The 16,094-nt window shown below is 47.7% G+C and carries 17 protein-coding genes and 1 riboswitch; of the genes, 6 read left to right on the top strand and 11 right to left on the bottom strand.

Annotation, left to right across the window (positions count from 1 at the left end; genetic code table 11):
• Window positions 1–14: 14 nt before the first annotated feature.
• Window positions 15–1,136 carry a DNA replication/repair protein RecF gene (recF, locus tag QP860_RS06795; RefSeq protein ID WP_070619933.1) on the bottom strand — a complete coding sequence of 374 codons (1,122 nt, stop codon included), beginning with the start codon at window positions 1,134–1,136 and terminating at the stop codon, window positions 15–17.
• A complete protein-coding gene (gene yaaA / locus QP860_RS06800) occupies window positions 1,123–1,380 on the bottom strand; it encodes a S4 domain-containing protein YaaA (protein ID WP_070619930.1) in 258 nt (85 codons plus the stop codon). Before yaaA ends, recF begins: the two co-directional genes overlap by 14 nt.
• Before the next feature lie 410 nt (window positions 1,381–1,790).
• A riboswitch (Fluoride riboswitch) is annotated at window positions 1,791–1,874 on the top strand.
• Between the two features lie 59 nt (window positions 1,875–1,933).
• Between yaaA and QP860_RS06805 the strand changes: the two genes are divergently transcribed.
• On the top strand, window positions 1,934–3,112 hold the full coding sequence (locus QP860_RS06805) for a cation:proton antiporter (RefSeq protein WP_284912408.1): 1,179 nt from the start codon (window positions 1,934–1,936) through the stop codon (window positions 3,110–3,112).
• Between the two features lie 61 nt (window positions 3,113–3,173).
• Here the strand turns inward: QP860_RS06805 and QP860_RS06810 are convergent, their stop codons facing one another.
• The 3 genes from QP860_RS06810 to dnaA all read right to left on the bottom strand — a co-directional run bounded on the left by QP860_RS06810 (window position 3,174) and on the right by dnaA (window position 6,390).
• A complete protein-coding gene (locus QP860_RS06810) occupies window positions 3,174–3,512 on the bottom strand; it encodes a hypothetical protein (RefSeq protein WP_070619924.1) in 339 nt (112 codons plus the stop codon).
• Between the two features lie 175 nt (window positions 3,513–3,687).
• Complete coding sequence (gene dnaN / locus QP860_RS06815; RefSeq protein WP_070619921.1) at window positions 3,688–4,839, bottom strand: DNA polymerase III subunit beta; 1,152 nt, start codon at window positions 4,837–4,839, stop codon at window positions 3,688–3,690.
• Window positions 4,840–5,043: 204 nt separating this feature from the next.
• Complete coding sequence (gene dnaA / locus QP860_RS06820) at window positions 5,044–6,390, bottom strand: chromosomal replication initiator protein DnaA (protein ID WP_284911076.1); 1,347 nt, start codon at window positions 6,388–6,390, stop codon at window positions 5,044–5,046.
• A 583-nt stretch (window positions 6,391–6,973) separates the two neighbouring features.
• Here dnaA and rpmH point away from each other — a divergent pair.
• The 4 genes from rpmH to jag are packed head-to-tail and all read left to right on the top strand — an operon-like array spanning window position 6,974 to window position 9,508.
• Window positions 6,974–7,108 carry a 50S ribosomal protein L34 gene (rpmH, locus tag QP860_RS06825; RefSeq protein ID WP_083272416.1) on the top strand — a complete coding sequence of 45 codons (135 nt, stop codon included), beginning with the start codon at window positions 6,974–6,976 and terminating at the stop codon, window positions 7,106–7,108.
• A 43-nt stretch (window positions 7,109–7,151) separates the two neighbouring features.
• A complete protein-coding gene (gene rnpA / locus QP860_RS06830) occupies window positions 7,152–7,499 on the top strand; it encodes a ribonuclease P protein component (protein WP_284912409.1) in 348 nt (115 codons plus the stop codon).
• Window positions 7,500–7,533: 34 nt separating this feature from the next.
• The gene (yidC, locus tag QP860_RS06835) at window positions 7,534–8,388 is read left to right on the top strand and encodes a membrane protein insertase YidC (RefSeq protein WP_284911075.1); all 855 of its coding nucleotides are present in this window, start codon (window positions 7,534–7,536) and stop codon (window positions 8,386–8,388) included.
• Between the two features lie 40 nt (window positions 8,389–8,428).
• A complete protein-coding gene (jag, locus tag QP860_RS06840) occupies window positions 8,429–9,508 on the top strand; it encodes an RNA-binding cell elongation regulator Jag/EloR (protein ID WP_284912410.1) in 1,080 nt (359 codons plus the stop codon).
• A 252-nt stretch (window positions 9,509–9,760) separates the two neighbouring features.
• On the opposite strand, the gene phnX is transcribed toward jag, so the two are convergent.
• The 6 genes from phnX to QP860_RS06870 are packed head-to-tail and all read right to left on the bottom strand — an operon-like array spanning window position 9,761 to window position 15,053.
• On the bottom strand, window positions 9,761–10,540 hold the full coding sequence (phnX, locus tag QP860_RS06845) for a phosphonoacetaldehyde hydrolase (protein WP_070619909.1): 780 nt from the start codon (window positions 10,538–10,540) through the stop codon (window positions 9,761–9,763).
• Window positions 10,527–11,627, bottom strand: a complete 1,101-nt coding sequence (locus QP860_RS06850; RefSeq protein ID WP_284912411.1) for a 2-aminoethylphosphonate--pyruvate transaminase — start codon at window positions 11,625–11,627, stop codon at window positions 10,527–10,529. Before QP860_RS06850 ends, phnX begins: the two co-directional genes overlap by 14 nt.
• 25 nt (window positions 11,628–11,652) lie before the next feature.
• Window positions 11,653–12,654, bottom strand: coding sequence for an ABC transporter substrate-binding protein (locus QP860_RS06855; RefSeq protein WP_070619903.1), 1,002 nt, complete (start codon window positions 12,652–12,654; stop codon window positions 11,653–11,655).
• Window position 12,655: 1 nt separating this feature from the next.
• Entirely contained in the window at window positions 12,656–13,594 is a 939-nt protein-coding gene (locus QP860_RS06860) for an ABC transporter permease subunit (protein WP_284912412.1), read from the bottom strand.
• Window positions 13,595–13,600: 6 nt separating this feature from the next.
• A complete protein-coding gene (locus QP860_RS06865; protein WP_284912413.1) occupies window positions 13,601–14,287 on the bottom strand; it encodes an ABC transporter permease in 687 nt (228 codons plus the stop codon).
• 1 nt (window position 14,288) lies between these two features.
• Window positions 14,289–15,053: an ABC transporter ATP-binding protein gene (locus tag QP860_RS06870; RefSeq protein ID WP_070619896.1), complete on the bottom strand. Its 765-nt coding sequence runs from the start codon at window positions 15,051–15,053 to the stop codon at window positions 14,289–14,291.
• A gap of 215 nt (window positions 15,054–15,268) precedes the next feature.
• Here QP860_RS06870 and QP860_RS06875 point away from each other — a divergent pair, with 215 nt between their 5' ends.
• Entirely contained in the window at window positions 15,269–16,045 is a 777-nt protein-coding gene (locus tag QP860_RS06875) for a DeoR/GlpR family DNA-binding transcription regulator (RefSeq protein WP_284912414.1), read from the top strand.
• The last annotated feature ends 49 nt before the right edge of the window (window positions 16,046–16,094 follow it).

The raw sequence follows: 16,094 nt of genomic DNA on the forward strand, positions 1-16,094 counted from the left end.
TTCCATCACTCCTTCTAGTCATCCAATCGTTGGACTTGTCCCTGCGCAATCTCAAACAGCGCCGGCTCATCAATCTGTTCTTCCTGGACCCCATCGAGACTGGTCGTCGTCAAAAAGGTCTGAACTTTCTTTTCAATAGTTTTGAGTAAGTGGGTCTGCCGGTCATCATCCAACTCACTCAAGACATCATCCAATAAGAGAATGGGGTATTCCCCCGTCATCTCCTGCATACACTCAATTTCTGCTAATTTCATACTCAAAACGGTGGTCCGCTGCTGGCCTTGTGAGCCAAACTTCTGGACATCCTGGCCGTTAATCAAGAATTGAAGGTCATCCCGGTGGGGGCCAGCTAAGCTCACCCCGCGGTCCAATTCCCGTGCCCCAACTTCTTCAAACTTAGCCAAGAGGGCCTCATAGACATTCTCCTCAGAGGGAGCCTGGGGCAGGTCGACCGCAGTCCGATAGCGCAGACTGAGTTCTTCCTTGCCCTGGGAGATATTGTGGTGGAGCTCGCTCGCCCAGCCCTCTAATTTATCAAGGAAGGCCAGGCGCTGGCAAATAATCCGGGCGCCCGCAGCAGCCACTTGCTCCGTCAATATCTCCAAGTAAAGCTTATCTTGGGCCTGCTGACTGAGTAGCTGCTTTAGATAGGCATTACGCTGCTTTAAGATCTGCTGGTAGTCAACCGAAGTATGCAGATAAACAGGGCTCATCTGGCTGAGCTCCATATCAATAAATTTCCGCCGCAATTGCGGGGCCCCCTTGACCAGGTCCAGGTCTTCAGGGGCAAAGAGCACCACATTCAAGCGGCCAATATAGTCACTCAGACGACGCTGTTCGAGGTGGTTGACCTTAACCAACTTGCCACTTTTGGTCAGCTTGACACTTAAGGGCAGCTGGCCGAAACGGTTGCTGACCCGGCCTTCAACCAGGGCTTCCTGACTCTCCCAGCGCAAGAGCTCGCGGTCATGGTTAGTCCGGTGGCTGCGGGCTAGGGAGAGGATATAGATCGCCTCTAAGAGACTGGTCTTCCCCTGGGCATTGTCCCCGATAAAGACATTGATCCCCGGTGAAAAAGTCACCTCAGCAGACTCATAATTTCTGAAATTGAGCAGGCGGATCTCATCGAGGATCATGGGCATCATCCAAAGCCGCGTCAGAAGCACTGACAAGCTGGAAAATGGCTTCCTCAGCAGGCACTTCAACTACTGACCCTGGATAAATCTTTCGTCCTCGACGCTGATCCTGCTCACCATCAATATAAACCGCAAATTCAGACAGGTACCATTTCGCCTGGCCACCCGTTGCAATAATGCCTGTTTCCTTCAACAATTGGGTCAAAGTCATAAAGTCACCCGTTATCTCAATGGTCTCAGTCATTACGTCACTTCCTTTCCATCTTCCTTAGCTTCCGCTAAATAAAAAATCGCAATCCCTGCTCGAACCGGCAGAGATTTGCGATTTAGCCAAATACGAGCCAAAGCGGTCGTCGCAAATTAAAAAATCTATAGCTCATTTAGATCTATACTGTCACTTCTTATTATACCCCAAAAACCGCTTTTTTTGCAAAGAGAGGGGGCTATTGGCTTGTTTTTTATTGGGAGGGAAATTCGTCTCTAAATAATGAAAAGCCTTCTCAGGACAAAATAAGGCCACTTTAAGAAAAAACTTGTCTTATTTTTGTGAAAGCCGAGTATTCAATCAAAAGAAGCAAGCAAAGAAGATAAATGAAACTTATTTCATGCGATGGAAAGTTCCGATTGACAAAAGACGAACAAACTGCCTATAATCAAGACACAGGAAATGAATGTCTTCCTTGGGCCTAGCCCTAAACCGCTATTGATGATTCAAAAGCTGATGACTTCTGCTGTAAAGAGCAGGGGCATCAGCTTTTTTGCTCTTTATTCAACTAAATATTCAAAGGAGTGATACGATGTTACTGATGAGCTTTGCTTATATCTTTATTTTTGGTCTCTTGATTGACCGGCTCTGCAAGCAGTTCAAGGTGCCGAGCTTGGTTGGTTTTCTCTTTCTAGGAATTGTCCTCGGCCCCCATGTCTTCAATCTCTTGGATGGGGGGATCCTTGACCTGTCGGCTGACCTCCGCCAAGTCGCCCTTATTATTATTCTCAGTCGGGCGGGCCTGTCGCTCGACCTCAAGGGCTTATTGAAGGTGGGACGTCCGGCCTTACTCATGTGCTTTGTCCCAGCGACTTTCGAAATCTTGGGGACGGCGCTACTGGCTCCTAGCATTTTAGGCATTTCTCGGATTGATGCCTTGCTTTTGGGGACCGTCTTGGGTGCTGTTTCGCCGGCTGTCGTCGTCCCTAAGATGATTAAACTCATAGACGAAGGCTACGGTATGGACAAGCAGATCCCTCAGATCGTCTTAGCGGGGTCTTCGGCTGACGATATCTATGTCCTAGTCCTTTTCTCCTCCTTCCTTGGGCTAGCCCAAGGTGGCGATTTCCAAGCCAGCCAGCTCCTAAATATCCCAGTCTCTATTGTCCTCGGTATCCTGGTCGGTGGACTAGTTGGAGCAGGGCTCAATGCCTTCTTCAAACGCTTCAACTGGTCGAGCATTAGTCAGGTCATCTTCCTTCTTGGCTTCTCTTTCGTCTTTGTCTCCTTGGAGAAAACCTTCCCTCAAGTCCCCTTCTCCGGTATCTTGGCTGTCATGAGCATGGGTATCCTGATCAACCGTTTGGACGGCAACCGCGCCCAGGACCTCTCCCGCTACTACAATGCTTTGTGGATTCCAGGTGAAATCCTACTCTTTGTTCTGGTGGGGGCCTCCGTCAACCTCCCTTATGCCTTCCAAGCCGGCTGGCTGCCCATCTTACTGATTGCCCTAGTACTCTGCTTCCGTGCAGTGGGCGTCCTCATCAGCCTCAGCCGGACCAATCTTAGCCTGCAAGAGCGGGCCTTCAGTGTTATCGCCTACCTGCCTAAGGCCACCGTCCAAGCAGCTATTGGGGGGATTCCCCTAGCTATGGGCCTGCCTGCTGGCGAAATCATCCTCACCGTCTCCGTCGTCGCCATCCTCCTCACCGCCCCCCTAGGCGCATTCGGCATCGATCTGACCTATCGCAAATGGCTCAAGCAGAAATGATCATCCACATGTGGATAAAACAAAGACCTTCCCACTGCTCGTGGGAAGGTCTTTTTAAGTCTTAGTTTTTTATTTGTTTAAATAATAGATAAGCTATATAGGCAAGTAAGACCAAAAAGAGGGCTAGACGACGCTGAGAAGCTTCTGGGAACACTTGGATAATTAGGTTGACTAAAAGTAAAATGACCCCCATTTGCACCAAAGCTCGGACTAAGTTGCTAGGCCATTTATCAAAACCATGCTCTTCGCAAGCCTTCTTAAAATAAATCATCGTCCAAGAAGTATAGAGGGCCAAATTTTCAACGAAGCGGCTGACATCTGAAAAAACTAACACAACATATGCCAGCAAAGGCAAGCAAATAAGCGCATTGGTTACTTTTCTTAGCCTATCTTCTGTCATCACGACCACCTCTCTTGAAATCCAATCATTCGTCTTATATTTATAGTATAAAATAAAAAGGCAAAGACATAAAGTTGCTAGTCGGTAAACTACACCATAAACAAAGCGCCCCTAGGCCAGTCTTAGCTCATCTCAGCTAAAACAGGTCAGGAGGCGCTTTTTTAATTTTTTAAGTCTAGTTCCCCGGTGTCCGGATAGGGGTAATCAATTGAACAAAGTTGAAGTTATCCTGGGCATTGGCTGGCAGGAGAATAAATTGGTGGGAAGGGGATTGGAAGCGCAGAGCAATCTCTTGGGCGCCAAAAGTTCTCAGGGCTTGGCGCATGTAGTCCGGGTTGAAGGAGATCGCTAGGCTTTCCCCATCAGCAGAGGAAATATTTAATTCTTCTTCCACCTCACCGACTTCAGCAGACTGACCGGATAGGACAACCTGGTCACTGTCAATCGTCAACTTAACCACATTGTTGCGGCCTTCATGGCTCAGGATCAGTGCCCGTTCAATGGCACTCAATAGGTCTGGCGCATCAATCTGGATCCGGGTCTGGTAGTCTTCAGGCAGGAGCCGGTCCGTATCAGGGTACTTGCCTTCAAGGAGACGGGAATAGAGGTAGATATTATCGGTCTTAAAGAGAACCTGCTTATCTGCCACCATCATCTCAATGTTATCGCTATCTTCAGCAATCCGAGTCAGTTCACTCAGACTGCGGCCCGGAATATTTAAGGCAAATTCTTGATCAGCTAGGCTTTCAGGAACTTCCAAGGGCACAATTCGTTGACTGAGCCGGTGGGAATCTGTGGAAACTGCCTTGAGATGATTATCCGCAATTACAAAATGGATCCCTGTAAAAATCGGCCGAATTTCCTGGTTGGAGACAGAGATAATGGTATGGTTGATCACTTGCCGGAAGATATTGGCTGGAATGGTAAAGCTGGTATCGGAATCGATTTCCGGTAGCTTGGGGTATTCACTGCCTGCGGTCCCATTGAGAGTGAAGGCAGCTTGGCCAGCAGTAATATCTGTCTGTAGATTGTCCTTAACTTCTAAATGCATGATCTCATTCGGCAATTTCTTAACAATTTCGCCAAAGAAACGAGAAGGTAAGACAATGGAACCTGCTTTTTCCACTTGCAATTGGTTGTCTTCATTATTGGCATCGATAAAGGCTTCGATTGAGATAGTGGAATCACTCCCGGTAAGGAGGATGCCGTTATCAGTTGCTAGAATTTTGACTCCTGTAAGGACAGGAATGGTAGTTCGTGAACTGATCGCACGTTGGACATTGCTGAGATTTTCAACGAAGACAGCACGGTTCACTGAGAATTTCATTTGAGCACTCCTTTATTTATATATATTAATATAAAGATAATAATAGTAATAGGGCCTGTTAAATCTGTGGATAAGTGGCTAATCCTTATAAGACTCCTGCTTTTCCACATGTGGAAAGTCTGTTTATAAGCTGGGGATTTTTCCTATAATTATCCACAGGGGCTTTTTTACTATTTTAACATAGTGAGCTTGTGGATACATTGATTAGCTATTTTTGAGTAGCTTTTCGATGTTTTCGACATCGCGTTTAACATCGGTCGATTCGTCGATTTCGCCAAGAATTTTTTCATGGGCGTGGAGGACGGTGGTGTGGTCCTTGCCGCCAAATTCCTGGCCAATCTTAGGCAGGGAAGCTTCGGTAATTTCCCGGGAGAGGTACATAGCGATCTGGCGGGGGACAACGATTTCCCGCTTACGTTTCTTCCCTTTGAGGTCTTCAACGGTGAGGTCGAAGTACTGGGCTACCGTTTCTTGGATTTCGGCTATCGAGGGCAGGGCCTGGGCTGAAGTGTCTTTATAATTGCGGAGGGCTTTGGCTGCCATGCTAGGGGTAATTTCTTCCTGGTGCATGACGGCATAGGCTTGGACGCTGGTCAGGGCCCCTTCTAGTTCACGGATATTGGTGTCGATTTGACCGGCAATATAGGTGAGGGTGTTGTCCTCAATGTCGATGTGGTTGACCTGGGCCTTATTGCGCAAGATGGCAATCCGTGTTTCCAGGTCAGGTGGGGTAATATCGGTTGACAAGCCCTGCTTGAAGCGGGAAACCAGCCGGTCTTCTAATTCGGGAATCTGGCTAGCGTCCCGGTCAGAGGTTAGCACAATGTGTTTGTTCTTATTATAGAGGGCATTGAAGGTATGGAAGAATTCCTCTTGGGTGGACTGCTTGTTCCCAATGAATTGGATATCATCCACGAGTAGGATATCGACTGTCCGGTACTCTTCGTGGAATTCAGAGGTTGAGTTAGTCCGAATGGCTTCAATAAAGTCATTGGTAAAGGTCTCACTAGTGACATATTTAACCCGGGCTTCAGGATTGGTCCGTAAGACTTCATGGCCGATTGCCTGCATCAAGTGGGTCTTCCCTAGCCCCACGCCCCCGAAGAAGAAGAGCGGGTTGTAGTCCCGGCCTGGTCCCTCAGCAACCGCTAGAGCCGCGGCATGGGCCATCTTATTGCCCTCTCCAACGATGAAATTATCGAAGGTGTATTTAGGGTTCAACATGGTGCTGCGGTCGTGGTAACGGTTGGTTTTCTCTTCTTCCTGGGGGCTCCGACCATTGAGTGTGAAGTTAGTGGCTGGTTGGCTAGCTAAATGGACGACCACATCGATGTCATAACCTAGGTAGTTAAAGGCCACTTGGCGGATTTGGACCAGGTAGTGGTTTTCAATATGTTTCTTGTGTAGTTCAGAGCCCGCCACAAGATAGAGGGTGTTATTCTCTAAACGCTCCGGACGTAACTCTGAAAACCAGGTTTCGTGACTGGCTTTTGAGAGTTCTTCTTTAAAATAATTGTCAATATACTCCCAAAGTTTCATCATTTCTTCCATGCGTATATCTCCTTAATAAACAAATTTGTATATCGTTCCTATCGTGGATAACTTATAATAAGTGGCAAGGAAAAGATCATTTCAATAAAAAAAGCTAAGTTATCCCCAAATTAATGGTAATAAAAGGATAACATGAAAAAAAGTCTTTTTCCACAGATAATTAAGCTGTGAATAGAAATTATCCCAAGTTGTGATTTAGTTTATCCACAAACTGTGGAAAGACACTTGTATAAATGGGGATAATTTGTCCTTGTGGATAGTTTTTAGCATTAAAAAGCTCGCTTATTAACACTTCATGCAACTTATGCACAGCTGTGGATAACAATTAACATTCTGTTGATATGTCCACAAGCCTGTGAAGAAGGCTGGGAAAACTTAGTCACAAGTCGCCTTATCCACCTCCTTGTTTAAAAGAAATCCACAATTGTGAAGAAAAAAATAGAAATTTATCCGAAAAAGGGCTTGAGTCAAACGCTTGTGTTATGGTAAAATAACCCTTGTGTTGACATTCAACTTTTCAATAGCAAGTCGACAGGTTGAAATCAAATGATAAAAACATTCAATCATCATAGGAGGTGTAGTCATGAAGAGAACCTACCAACCAAATAAACGTTCACGCCAAAAGAAACATGGTTTCCGTAAACGTATGAGTACTAAAAACGGACGTCGCGTATTAGCAGCTCGCCGTCGTAAAGGAAGAAAAGTTATTTCTGCTTAAGACCACAAAAGCTGTGGTCTTATTTTTTTTAGGGGGAATTTGAATGCGTAAGGCTTATCGAGTGAAATCTGAGGCAGACTTTGGTCGGGTCTTCCACCAAGGTAAAAGTACTGCAAACCGTCAGTTTGTTGTTTATACTATAGATAAGGAACAAACGCATTTTCGCCTGGGGATCTCCGTCGGTAAGAAGATTGGCAATGCGGTGACTCGTAACTATGTCAAGCGCCGGATCCGCCAGTCCGTTTATGAATTGCGAGATGCCATTCGCCCTAACCAAGACTTTATTGTAATTGCCCGTAAACCCACGGCACAGATGTCCATGGCTGAAATTAAGAAGAGTCTGGAACACGTCTTCAACTTAGCCGGCATCTTCAAGTCCGAGGCCAAGTAGTCGGGCTGGACGACAGATATTTTGGAGGAGTCAATTGAAATCAAAATTTTGGACCAAGAAAAAGCTAAGCCTTAGCTTAGTCTTAATGGCCTTGCCCCTCTTCTTGGGGGCTTGTGCAACGGCACGTGAACCCATCACAGCGGAATCTACCGGCTTTTGGGACCGCTATATTGTCTATAGTTTCTCGCGTTTGATTATCTGGCTATCAGACCTCTTCGGAGGGAATTATGGCCTGGGGATTATTGTCTTTACCTTAATCATTCGCCTGGTCCTGGTGCCTCTCTATCACTATCAGATTAAAAGTACAGAAAAAATGCAGGTAGTCCAACCTGAAATGCAGGCCCTGCGTGAAAAATATGCCTCAAAGGATCCAGAAACCCAGCAAAAACTGGAAGAGGAAATGGCCAAGCTCAATGAGAAGTATGACTATAACCCCCTCTCAGGCTGCTTGCCCATGCTGATCCAATTACCTATCCTGATGGGCCTCTACCAGGCCATCAGCCGGACCGAAGTGCTCAGCAATGGTCACTTCTTATGGATGGAACTCGGTCAACCGGACCCTTACTTCATCTTACCTGTCCTAGCTGCTGCTTTAACCTGGTACAATACCCGCCTGATGACGATCGGCAATCCGCAAAGTAACCAGAGCATGGCTGCCATGCAGTGGATGATGCCTGCCATGATCCTCTTTATGGGGGCGACGCTGCCAAGTGCTATCGCTCTCTACTGGGTGGCATCGAATGCCTTCACCATTGGTCAGACGCTCATTTTGAATAACCCTTATAAGAAGCGGGAAGCCCGTTTAGAGAAGGAAAAGGCTGAGCGTGACCTCGAGAAACGTTTGGAAAAAGCTAAACGCCACCCCCGGACGACCAAAAAGAAGCGTTAAGTAATGAAAAGTCAATGAGTGAAAGGAGTTTGAAGCAAGCATGCAAGCCAAAATATTTCAAGCCGACTCTGTGGAAGCCGCCATCAAGGCTGGTTTAAAAGAATTAGGAGTCGCCCAAGAAGAAGTTGAAGTGGAAGTGCTGCAGGGAGCACGCAAGGGTTTCCTAGGCATTGGGGCCCGCGATGCCATTGTTAAATTATTTGTCAAGGCAGCTGATCACTCAGAAGAAGGTCAAACAGAAGCTAGAGAGGATGCTGACGATCCAGATGACCCCGTCAGCAAGTCGGTCGCTGATCCGACCAATGAAGCGAGCACGTCCGCTGTCTATGTCGCAGATGATAAGCAAGCCCGGAGTCAACAAGGGCATGATCCTGCTAGCGATTCTGTCGAAGAAGTCCAAGCGATTTCAGCTGAAGAAGCGCCTGTCCTCGCCAAGGATGAGATCCAGGAAGATGGTCGTCCCCTAGCTGACCCTGTCCAAGAATCTGTTTCTGAAGAAGAAACAGGCACTGAGACGAGCCAGCAAGAGGAAGCAGCCCAAGATTCGGATAACGAAGAAGTAGCGGCTGTAGAAGAAGCGGAAGCTAGTAAGCAAGCTTCAGAACAGGCTGATCAAGCGGCTAACCAAGAGGAAGAAGACACACCGGCTGAAGACGAAAATGACAAAGTTTTCTACGATGTCGACTTCCCCGCCCGCTACATTATCGATGTCTGTGAAGCTTATGGGGTCGATGTTACAGTGGATGTAGAAGACCACGACCGGGAAATTATCTACCACATCAACACCGATAAGCCAGGCCTTGTCATTGGCAAGCACGGTAAGATCTTGAATTCACTCGAAGCCCTAGCCAAAGTGCTGGTCCACCGCCATGTCCGCAATCGCGTCAACGTCGTGGTCAATGTCGGCGACTACCGGGAACGCCGCTTGAAGACCTTGGAGCGCCTGGCGGAACGCACAGCAGATGAAGTGACGGTCAAACAATCCTCCGTCCAACTCTCCCCCTTGCCCGCCAACGAGCGAAAAATTGTCCATCAAGCCCTCTCCAAGTATGACCACATCGAAACCCGGTCAGAAGGCCGAGAACCCCACCGCTATCTGATTGTAGACTATAGACATTAGGGTGTGAGCAAAGGCGTTTAGAAAGGGTGAGAGACTTGGCGGTTAGAAGCTTACCACTGGAGCACGAACGAAAAAGGGCAAGCCATGCTTGCACGTTTCGTTCGTGTGAAGTGGAGAAGCTTCTGCCAAGTCGAACCCAACTAAAGGGTGAGAGGGAGCGCGGGTAGAAGTGGACCTTTGGAGCAAGCCCCTGAAAATTAAATCAATAAAAAAGATGAAGGAATCCTGAGGCTCCTTCATCTTTTTTTGATTCTAGTCCAGCAGATAGGTCACAAGGTCTTCGAAGCGGTCAAAGACTTGGTCAGCTCCTGCCTCTAACATCTTTTGGCGAATTTTTTCTTTTAACTGGTCTTGTTCACCAGCTGGCAGGGCTTCGAATTCTTCCTGGCTTAGGGCCATTTCAGAGGAACCCTCAATGACGCCACAGGATAGAACGCCGGCGTTTTTCCCTTCTTTGATATCCGTTAGGGTGTCGCCGATTTTTAGGACCTGGCCAACACTTTCGATTTCGAAGTGGGTCATATTGGCGAAGATCATATAGGGATAGGGTCGGCCGAACTGGCCAACTGCTTCTGAAGTCACGGAGTAATCTGGCACATAGCCTTGGTCTGCAGCGGCGGGTTCAACGAGTTCCATCATTTCAGCGGTGTAGCCGGTGGTCGCGCCAATCCGGATGCCAGCTTGCCGTAATTTGTCTATACCTTCGACAACACCAGGCTTGGGTTGGGCGAATTCAGGAGCCTTTAGGGTCTCTAAGATGGCTTCGTTAAAGTTGCTGTAGAGGCCTTCGACATTCTCTTCACTTGGAGCCTGGCCATAAGTTTCCGTCCAGGCTTCTTGGATACGTGGCATGTCGAGCATGGTGCGGATATGGTCTTTCTTGCCCATGCCCATGGGTTGGCGCAATTCCTCATCACTTACTGGGATGCCTGCCTTATCGAAGGCTAATTTCAGGGCTTGGATTGGGGCGAAGCAGCCATAGTCAACAGTTGTTCCTGCCCAATCGCAGATTAATAATTTAATGTCTGTCATTGTCTTTCTCCTCCATATAAGCTTTAAAAATATCGAGCACGCGGGTAATATCTTCAGGATAAATCTCACCGATATTGCCGATGCGGAAGGTGTCCACATCGGTGAGTTTACCTGGATAGATCACATAACCTCGTTCCTTGATGTAGTGGTACATGTCCTGGAAGTCCCAAGCTTGACCTTCCGGATAAAGGAAAGTCGTGATGATTGGGCCTTGGTGCTCCCTAGGGACATAGGCCTTGAAACCGAGGTCTTCCATACCTTCTTGGAGGAGTTCTTGGTTTTTCTGATAGCGGGCGTGTTGGGCCGCTACGCCACCGCGTTCCTCGAATTCTTTGAGGGCTTCATGGAAGGCCATAACCACATGGGTGGGGGAGGTATAGCGCCACTTCCCGTCTCTGGCCATCTCTTGGTACTGGTCGAAGAGGTCTAAAGATAAGGTAGACGAATTCCCCTTGCTAGATTCAATAAGATCTTTACGGACAAGTACGATAGCAAAGCCGGGGACCCCTTGGATGCACTTATTGGCACTGGTGATCAGGGCGTCAATAGGCCCCATGTCAATCGGCACACCGCCAAAGCTGGACATGGCATCGACAAAGAAGAGGCAGTTGTGGTCTTTAGCGACTTGGGCAATGTCAGCAATTGGATTGAGGATGCCTGAAGTAGTCTCTGAATGCACCATCATGACATGGCTGATGTCTGGGTTCTTATCGAGTAAGCAGGCGACCACTTGGGGATCATGGACCTCATCGTAGGCGACCTTGTAAGCCTCATAGTCTAGCTTTTGGTAATCGGCCATTTGCAGGATCCGTTCCCCGTATTTTCCATTGGACAGGATCAGGAACTTCGTGTCTGGACGACTGAAGGTCGACAGGCAGGCTTCGACAGCATAGGAGCCGCTGCCCTGGAGGAGGACGCTGGTATAGCGGTCAGGGTCCACTTGGGCGATCTGGAGCAGCTTTTGGCGGATCTCTTGGGTCACTGCTTTATAGTCCTCGTCCCAGGTACAGTAATCGAAGTTCATGGCTTGGCGGACACGGTCCGTCACAGTGAGCGGACCAGGAGTGAGTAGTTTATATTGAGTCAAAGTAAACACTTCTTTCTAGACGAGATTATTGTTGGGCCATTTCCTTAGCTTTATTGGAAATTTCTTGGTGTTTGGCGAGTAATTCAGCAGTCAGTGGCTCATCGAATTGTTTCGGATGGGCAGATTGCTTGCTAGAGTCTGTTTCTTCCCCTTCATAGAGGGCAACGGGATAGAATTCTTGAACCTTAGGACGCCCTTTCTGAATAATCGTTTCGCTCATTTTTTGCGCTAGTTCGGCCTTTTCACTGTCTTCTTTGTCGATCACAGCGACCGATTCGGTTAGGGAGAAGTTACCTTCTGTCGGATCAATGAGAGAGATTGGGGCGCCTTCATTCTGCTTAACCGCAACCTGGTGGCGGAGACCAAAGCCGAATGGGACTTCTCCACTGACTACCTTGTTCAAAGGCCCTGAACCAGAAGATTCGATATGGTTGCTGGCATTCTTATAGATACCGGCAAGGATTTCTTGAGCTTCTTCTTCACCATATTCTGCAACCAAAGCTTGGACCATCAACCAGGCCGTTGAGGAAGAGTCAATATCAACGACAGAAACCTTGCCTTCATACTTAGGATCGGCTAAGTCTTTAATGGATTGAGGAAGATCTAAGTTCTCTGATTTCGCCATTTCGTCATTGACAATAATGGCACCTTCTTGGACGGTTAAGGGAGCGACATAGTCTGGGAAATCTTGCTGGGTATTCACATCCCAGGTCAAATCTTGGAACATTTCATGCTGGTTCTGGGCGGATTCGAGGTAGAAGGTGGACATAGTCACCATGTCTGCTTCGATATCCTTGCCTTCAGCTAAGAGTTTGCCCCCTAATTCAGAGGTACCGAAAGTTTGAATCTCGTATTGGCCTTCATAACCGTCTTCGTTTAGGCTGCTTTCAATAGCAGCAATGGCTTCGTCATCAGCGTTCGAATAGAGGATGACCTTGTCGGACGCCGAGGAACAGCCGGTGAGGGTAAGGCCAATCAAGCCGAGGAAAGTTGTTAAGCCGAGTAAAGATTTTTTGAGTGGTTTCATTTTAGTGAGCCTCCATTTTCTTTTGATTGCGTTGACTGAGATAATTAAAGAGCGCACGTACGATTAAATTCGTGAGGAAAAGCATAATCGATAGGATGAAAACCTCATTGAATTTGTTGTAATATTGTAATTCTTGGATCTTGGTGGTCATGAGAATAGTCCGTGTCGAATAGAGGAAGACCACAGCGGAGATGGTTACCATGGAATTGGTGAAGTAATAGCTCATCACTTCAAGTAGAGCCGTCACCGCATTGGGCGTCAGAATCCGCCAAACGGTTTGGAAGAAGTTGTCGCCCATGAGAGCGGCCGTGGTTTCCCAGGACTTGGAGAGCTTATCGAGACTGCTCTTCAGGGTAAGATAGGGCGTTGAGAAGTAGTGGATAATGTTAGCGATGATAATGATTGTGAAGGTGGACTTAAGCGGGGTCCCATTGATCACCAGAAGGAAGGCCAGACCTAGTACCATCCCTGGAATAGTATTGGAGATGGTGGCCATGAGGTCGATGGCCTTCTTGATGAAAGCAGGCTGCTTGCTGCGGGTGGTTAGGATGGCAGCCAAGTAAGCCAGTGCCGTTCCGATGACAGCCACTAAGAGACTGATGAAGACCGAATTAGTGAAGGCCTTGGTAATGGTTGAATCCCTGAAGGCCGACACCAAGTGCTTGCTGGTCCAGGACAGGTTATAAGGCCAGGACTCGGTAAAGGGAACAATAAAGATTGGGATAAAGATCATCAGGATAAAGGCAACCACCAGGATGGCTAAGATAGCGAAACACAGGTCACGCACTTTGTTCTCCTTGGCCCTAAAATCTGAGAAATTATCATATTCAATGGATTGTTTGTCCAGGTAGTGGAGGATGGCCATGGAGATAATGGACGGCAGGAGCATCATTAGAGAAATCACGGCCCCATTGTTGAAGTTAGGGATGGTCCCTAGCATCTGATTTTAGAGGGAGGTAGCGATGACTTCATAATTGCCTCCGATATAAGACGGAATCCCATAATCGGTAAAGGCCATGAAGAAGGCTTGGATGACGGCAGCCCCCAGAGAAGGCAAGAGAGGCACCAGGGTGGTGGTCCAGAGCCGCTTGAAGTACTTATCCCCCATCAAGCGCGAAACCAGGGTGAAGCGCTTGTCGATAAAGGACATGCCGTTATTGATCATTAAGAAGGTGACAGGTAAGGTATAGATGGTATAGCCTAGCAGTAAGCCTTTGAAACCATAGAAATCCGGGGCATCGATATTTAAGAGCCGGGTAAAGAGGCCCTGGTTACCGATAGAATAGATAATGGTGAAGCCATAGGTAATGGTGGGCAGGAGCATGGGGATCATAATCAGAAGACTGAGCGCTCGCTTCAGACCGGGGCTCATATTGGTAAAGTTCACCGCAAAGGCCATAAGGAAGGCAATAAAAACAGAGAGGAGGGCCGAGCTGAGGGCGATGACCAAACTGTTCTTAAAAATTTGCCCGATATTCCCTGTTTGGAAGACATTCTGGAAGTGCTGGAGGGTGAACTGGCCCTCTTCAAGGAAGGCCACCCCAAAGGAATTGATTAGAGGATAGAGCAAGGCTAAGAGAAAGAAAGCGATAATGGTCCAGCTGAGGAATGTTGTTGTCTTTGACTCTCTCATCCTAGACGCTCTCCTTTACGGGCTCTTCCTGGAAGAGACCCACAATATTATCCCGCTTGATCCTTAATTGGTTGAGGATGAATTGGTCAACAAATTCACTCGCCGGTTGGGCGACAATCTGATGGCTGCTTGAATATTGTTCCACATGCCCCTGGTTTAAGATGATGACCTTATCCGATAGGGTCAGAGCTTCTTCGGGGTCATGGGTAACCATGATTGTGGTCAATTGGTATTTCTTGGCGATGGTGTGGATCCGCTCCTTAATCTGTTCTTTGATGACGCCATCTAAGGCAGAGAGGGGTTCATCGAGGAGGAGGATCTTGGGCTTCATCACTAGGGTACGGGCCAGGGCCACCCGTTGTTTCTGCCCGCCAGACAATTGCCGGATGGATTTTTCCAGGTGTTTCTCTAGGTTAAGTAATTGGATGAGGTCTTGGACCTCGGCTTGACTGGAAATATCGGGATTATTCTTCAAGCCGTAAGTAATGTTGTCGTAGACATTGAGGTTGGGGAAGAGGGCATAGTCTTGGAAGACAATATTGAAGCCCCGTTTCTCCATAGAGGTCTTGGTAATATCTTGGCCCTGGTAGCGAATTTGACCAGAGCTAGCTGGGATAATGCCGAGGATTAGATTCAAGAGGGTGGTCTTGCCACAGCCGGAAGGGCCGAGAATGGAGACAATATCACTCTCCTCAATGCTGAGGTTGATATCGTGCAAGACTTGGGTATCACCGTAGCTCTTGGTGACATTGATTAACTCGAGCAAGTTAAGGACTCCTTTCGATTTTTAACAGACATGACTTAACAATGGTTTACATCAGTTCGAACTAATTCAAGTATACACACCTAATGTAAACTTGATGTAAAAATGCCGTTAATTATCGGTAAATGATAGACTGCTTCTGTGAAGAAATCATTTCAGATCAGCCAATTTATGTTAAGATTTGTAAAGACGACAATAACAAGAAAGGAGCGCTTGACATGCTTCAAGCCGAACGCCACCAAAAAATTTTGGAACTCTTGGCCAGCCAGCAAGTAGTCAAAACCTCTGAATTGAGTGATTATTTTAACTTATCACGGCAAACCATCCACAATGATATTGATGTCATGGAGAGCAAGGGACTCTTGCAGAAGGTCCATGGCGGGGCAGTCTCCAATAAGGTGGCTATCGAACCGGAAGCCCACCAGCGCAAGCAGCAATTCCCCCGTGAGAAAGATGCCATTGCCCGCCAAGCCGTCCAATTTGTTAAAGAAGGGGAGACCCTCTTCATCGATATGGGAACGACGACGGCTGCCATGGTGCCCTATCTTCTTGCCTTCAACCAATTGACTATTATTACTAATAATGTCCAGGTCGCCATGGAGGTGCAGGAGAAGGCTGGCTTTACCGTGATCCTCCTAGGAGGGAATTTAAGGGCTAAGGAAATGTCGACGTCAGGTCCTGACACTGTCCAAGCCTTGAAGAAATATTATGCCGACCGGTGCTTCCTCGGGGCTAGTGGGGTATCAGCTAAGCAAGGTTTTACGGATTACCACCTCGATGAGAACCAGGTCCGTCGGCAGATGATTGCCAATGCTAGGCACAGCTATGTCCTCTGTGACCATTCCAAGTTAAACCAGCATACCCTGGAACAGTTCGCTTCCTTATCAGATATTGAGAGCCTAATTGTGGATGCTTGCCCAGACGAAGACCTAAGAGCAGCCCTAGTTGACCAGGGCCTTGAATTGATTGAAACGGAAGCTAAGACCAGGGTCTAGGTCAGACATGGCCCTAGCTTTGCAAGCTTGCCTTCCCATGCTATAATGC

Origin of the sequence: Aerococcus sp. UMB1112A (assembly GCF_030230715.1) — a bacterium.
Classification (GTDB): domain Bacteria; phylum Bacillota; class Bacilli; order Lactobacillales; family Aerococcaceae; genus Aerococcus.

Bases quoted from the DNA above. Each gene is read 5' to 3' on its own strand.
- recF (WP_070619933.1), bottom strand. From the start codon at position 1,136: ATGATCCTCGATGAGATCCGCCTGCTCAATTTCAGAAATTATGAGTCT.
- yaaA (WP_070619930.1), bottom strand. From the start codon at position 1,380: ATGACTGAGACCATTGAGATAACGGGTGACTTTATGACTTTGACCCAA.
- QP860_RS06805 (WP_284912408.1), top strand. From the start codon at position 1,934: ATGTTACTGATGAGCTTTGCTTATATCTTTATTTTTGGTCTCTTGATT.
- QP860_RS06810 (WP_070619924.1), bottom strand. From the start codon at position 3,512: ATGACAGAAGATAGGCTAAGAAAAGTAACCAATGCGCTTATTTGCTTG.
- dnaN (WP_070619921.1), bottom strand. From the start codon at position 4,839: ATGAAATTCTCAGTGAACCGTGCTGTCTTCGTTGAAAATCTCAGCAAT.
- dnaA (WP_284911076.1), bottom strand. From the start codon at position 6,390: ATGGAAGAAATGATGAAACTTTGGGAGTATATTGACAATTATTTTAAA.
- rpmH (WP_083272416.1), top strand. From the start codon at position 6,974: ATGAAGAGAACCTACCAACCAAATAAACGTTCACGCCAAAAGAAACAT.
- rnpA (WP_284912409.1), top strand. From the start codon at position 7,152: ATGCGTAAGGCTTATCGAGTGAAATCTGAGGCAGACTTTGGTCGGGTC.
- jag (WP_284912410.1), top strand. From the start codon at position 8,429: ATGCAAGCCAAAATATTTCAAGCCGACTCTGTGGAAGCCGCCATCAAG.
- phnX (WP_070619909.1), bottom strand. From the start codon at position 10,540: ATGACAGACATTAAATTATTAATCTGCGATTGGGCAGGAACAACTGTT.
- QP860_RS06855 (WP_070619903.1), bottom strand. From the start codon at position 12,654: ATGAAACCACTCAAAAAATCTTTACTCGGCTTAACAACTTTCCTCGGC.
- QP860_RS06860 (WP_284912412.1), bottom strand. From the start codon at position 13,594: ATGCTAGGGACCATCCCTAACTTCAACAATGGGGCCGTGATTTCTCTA.
- QP860_RS06865 (WP_284912413.1), bottom strand. From the start codon at position 14,287: ATGAGAGAGTCAAAGACAACAACATTCCTCAGCTGGACCATTATCGCT.
- QP860_RS06875 (WP_284912414.1), top strand. From the start codon at position 15,269: ATGCTTCAAGCCGAACGCCACCAAAAAATTTTGGAACTCTTGGCCAGC.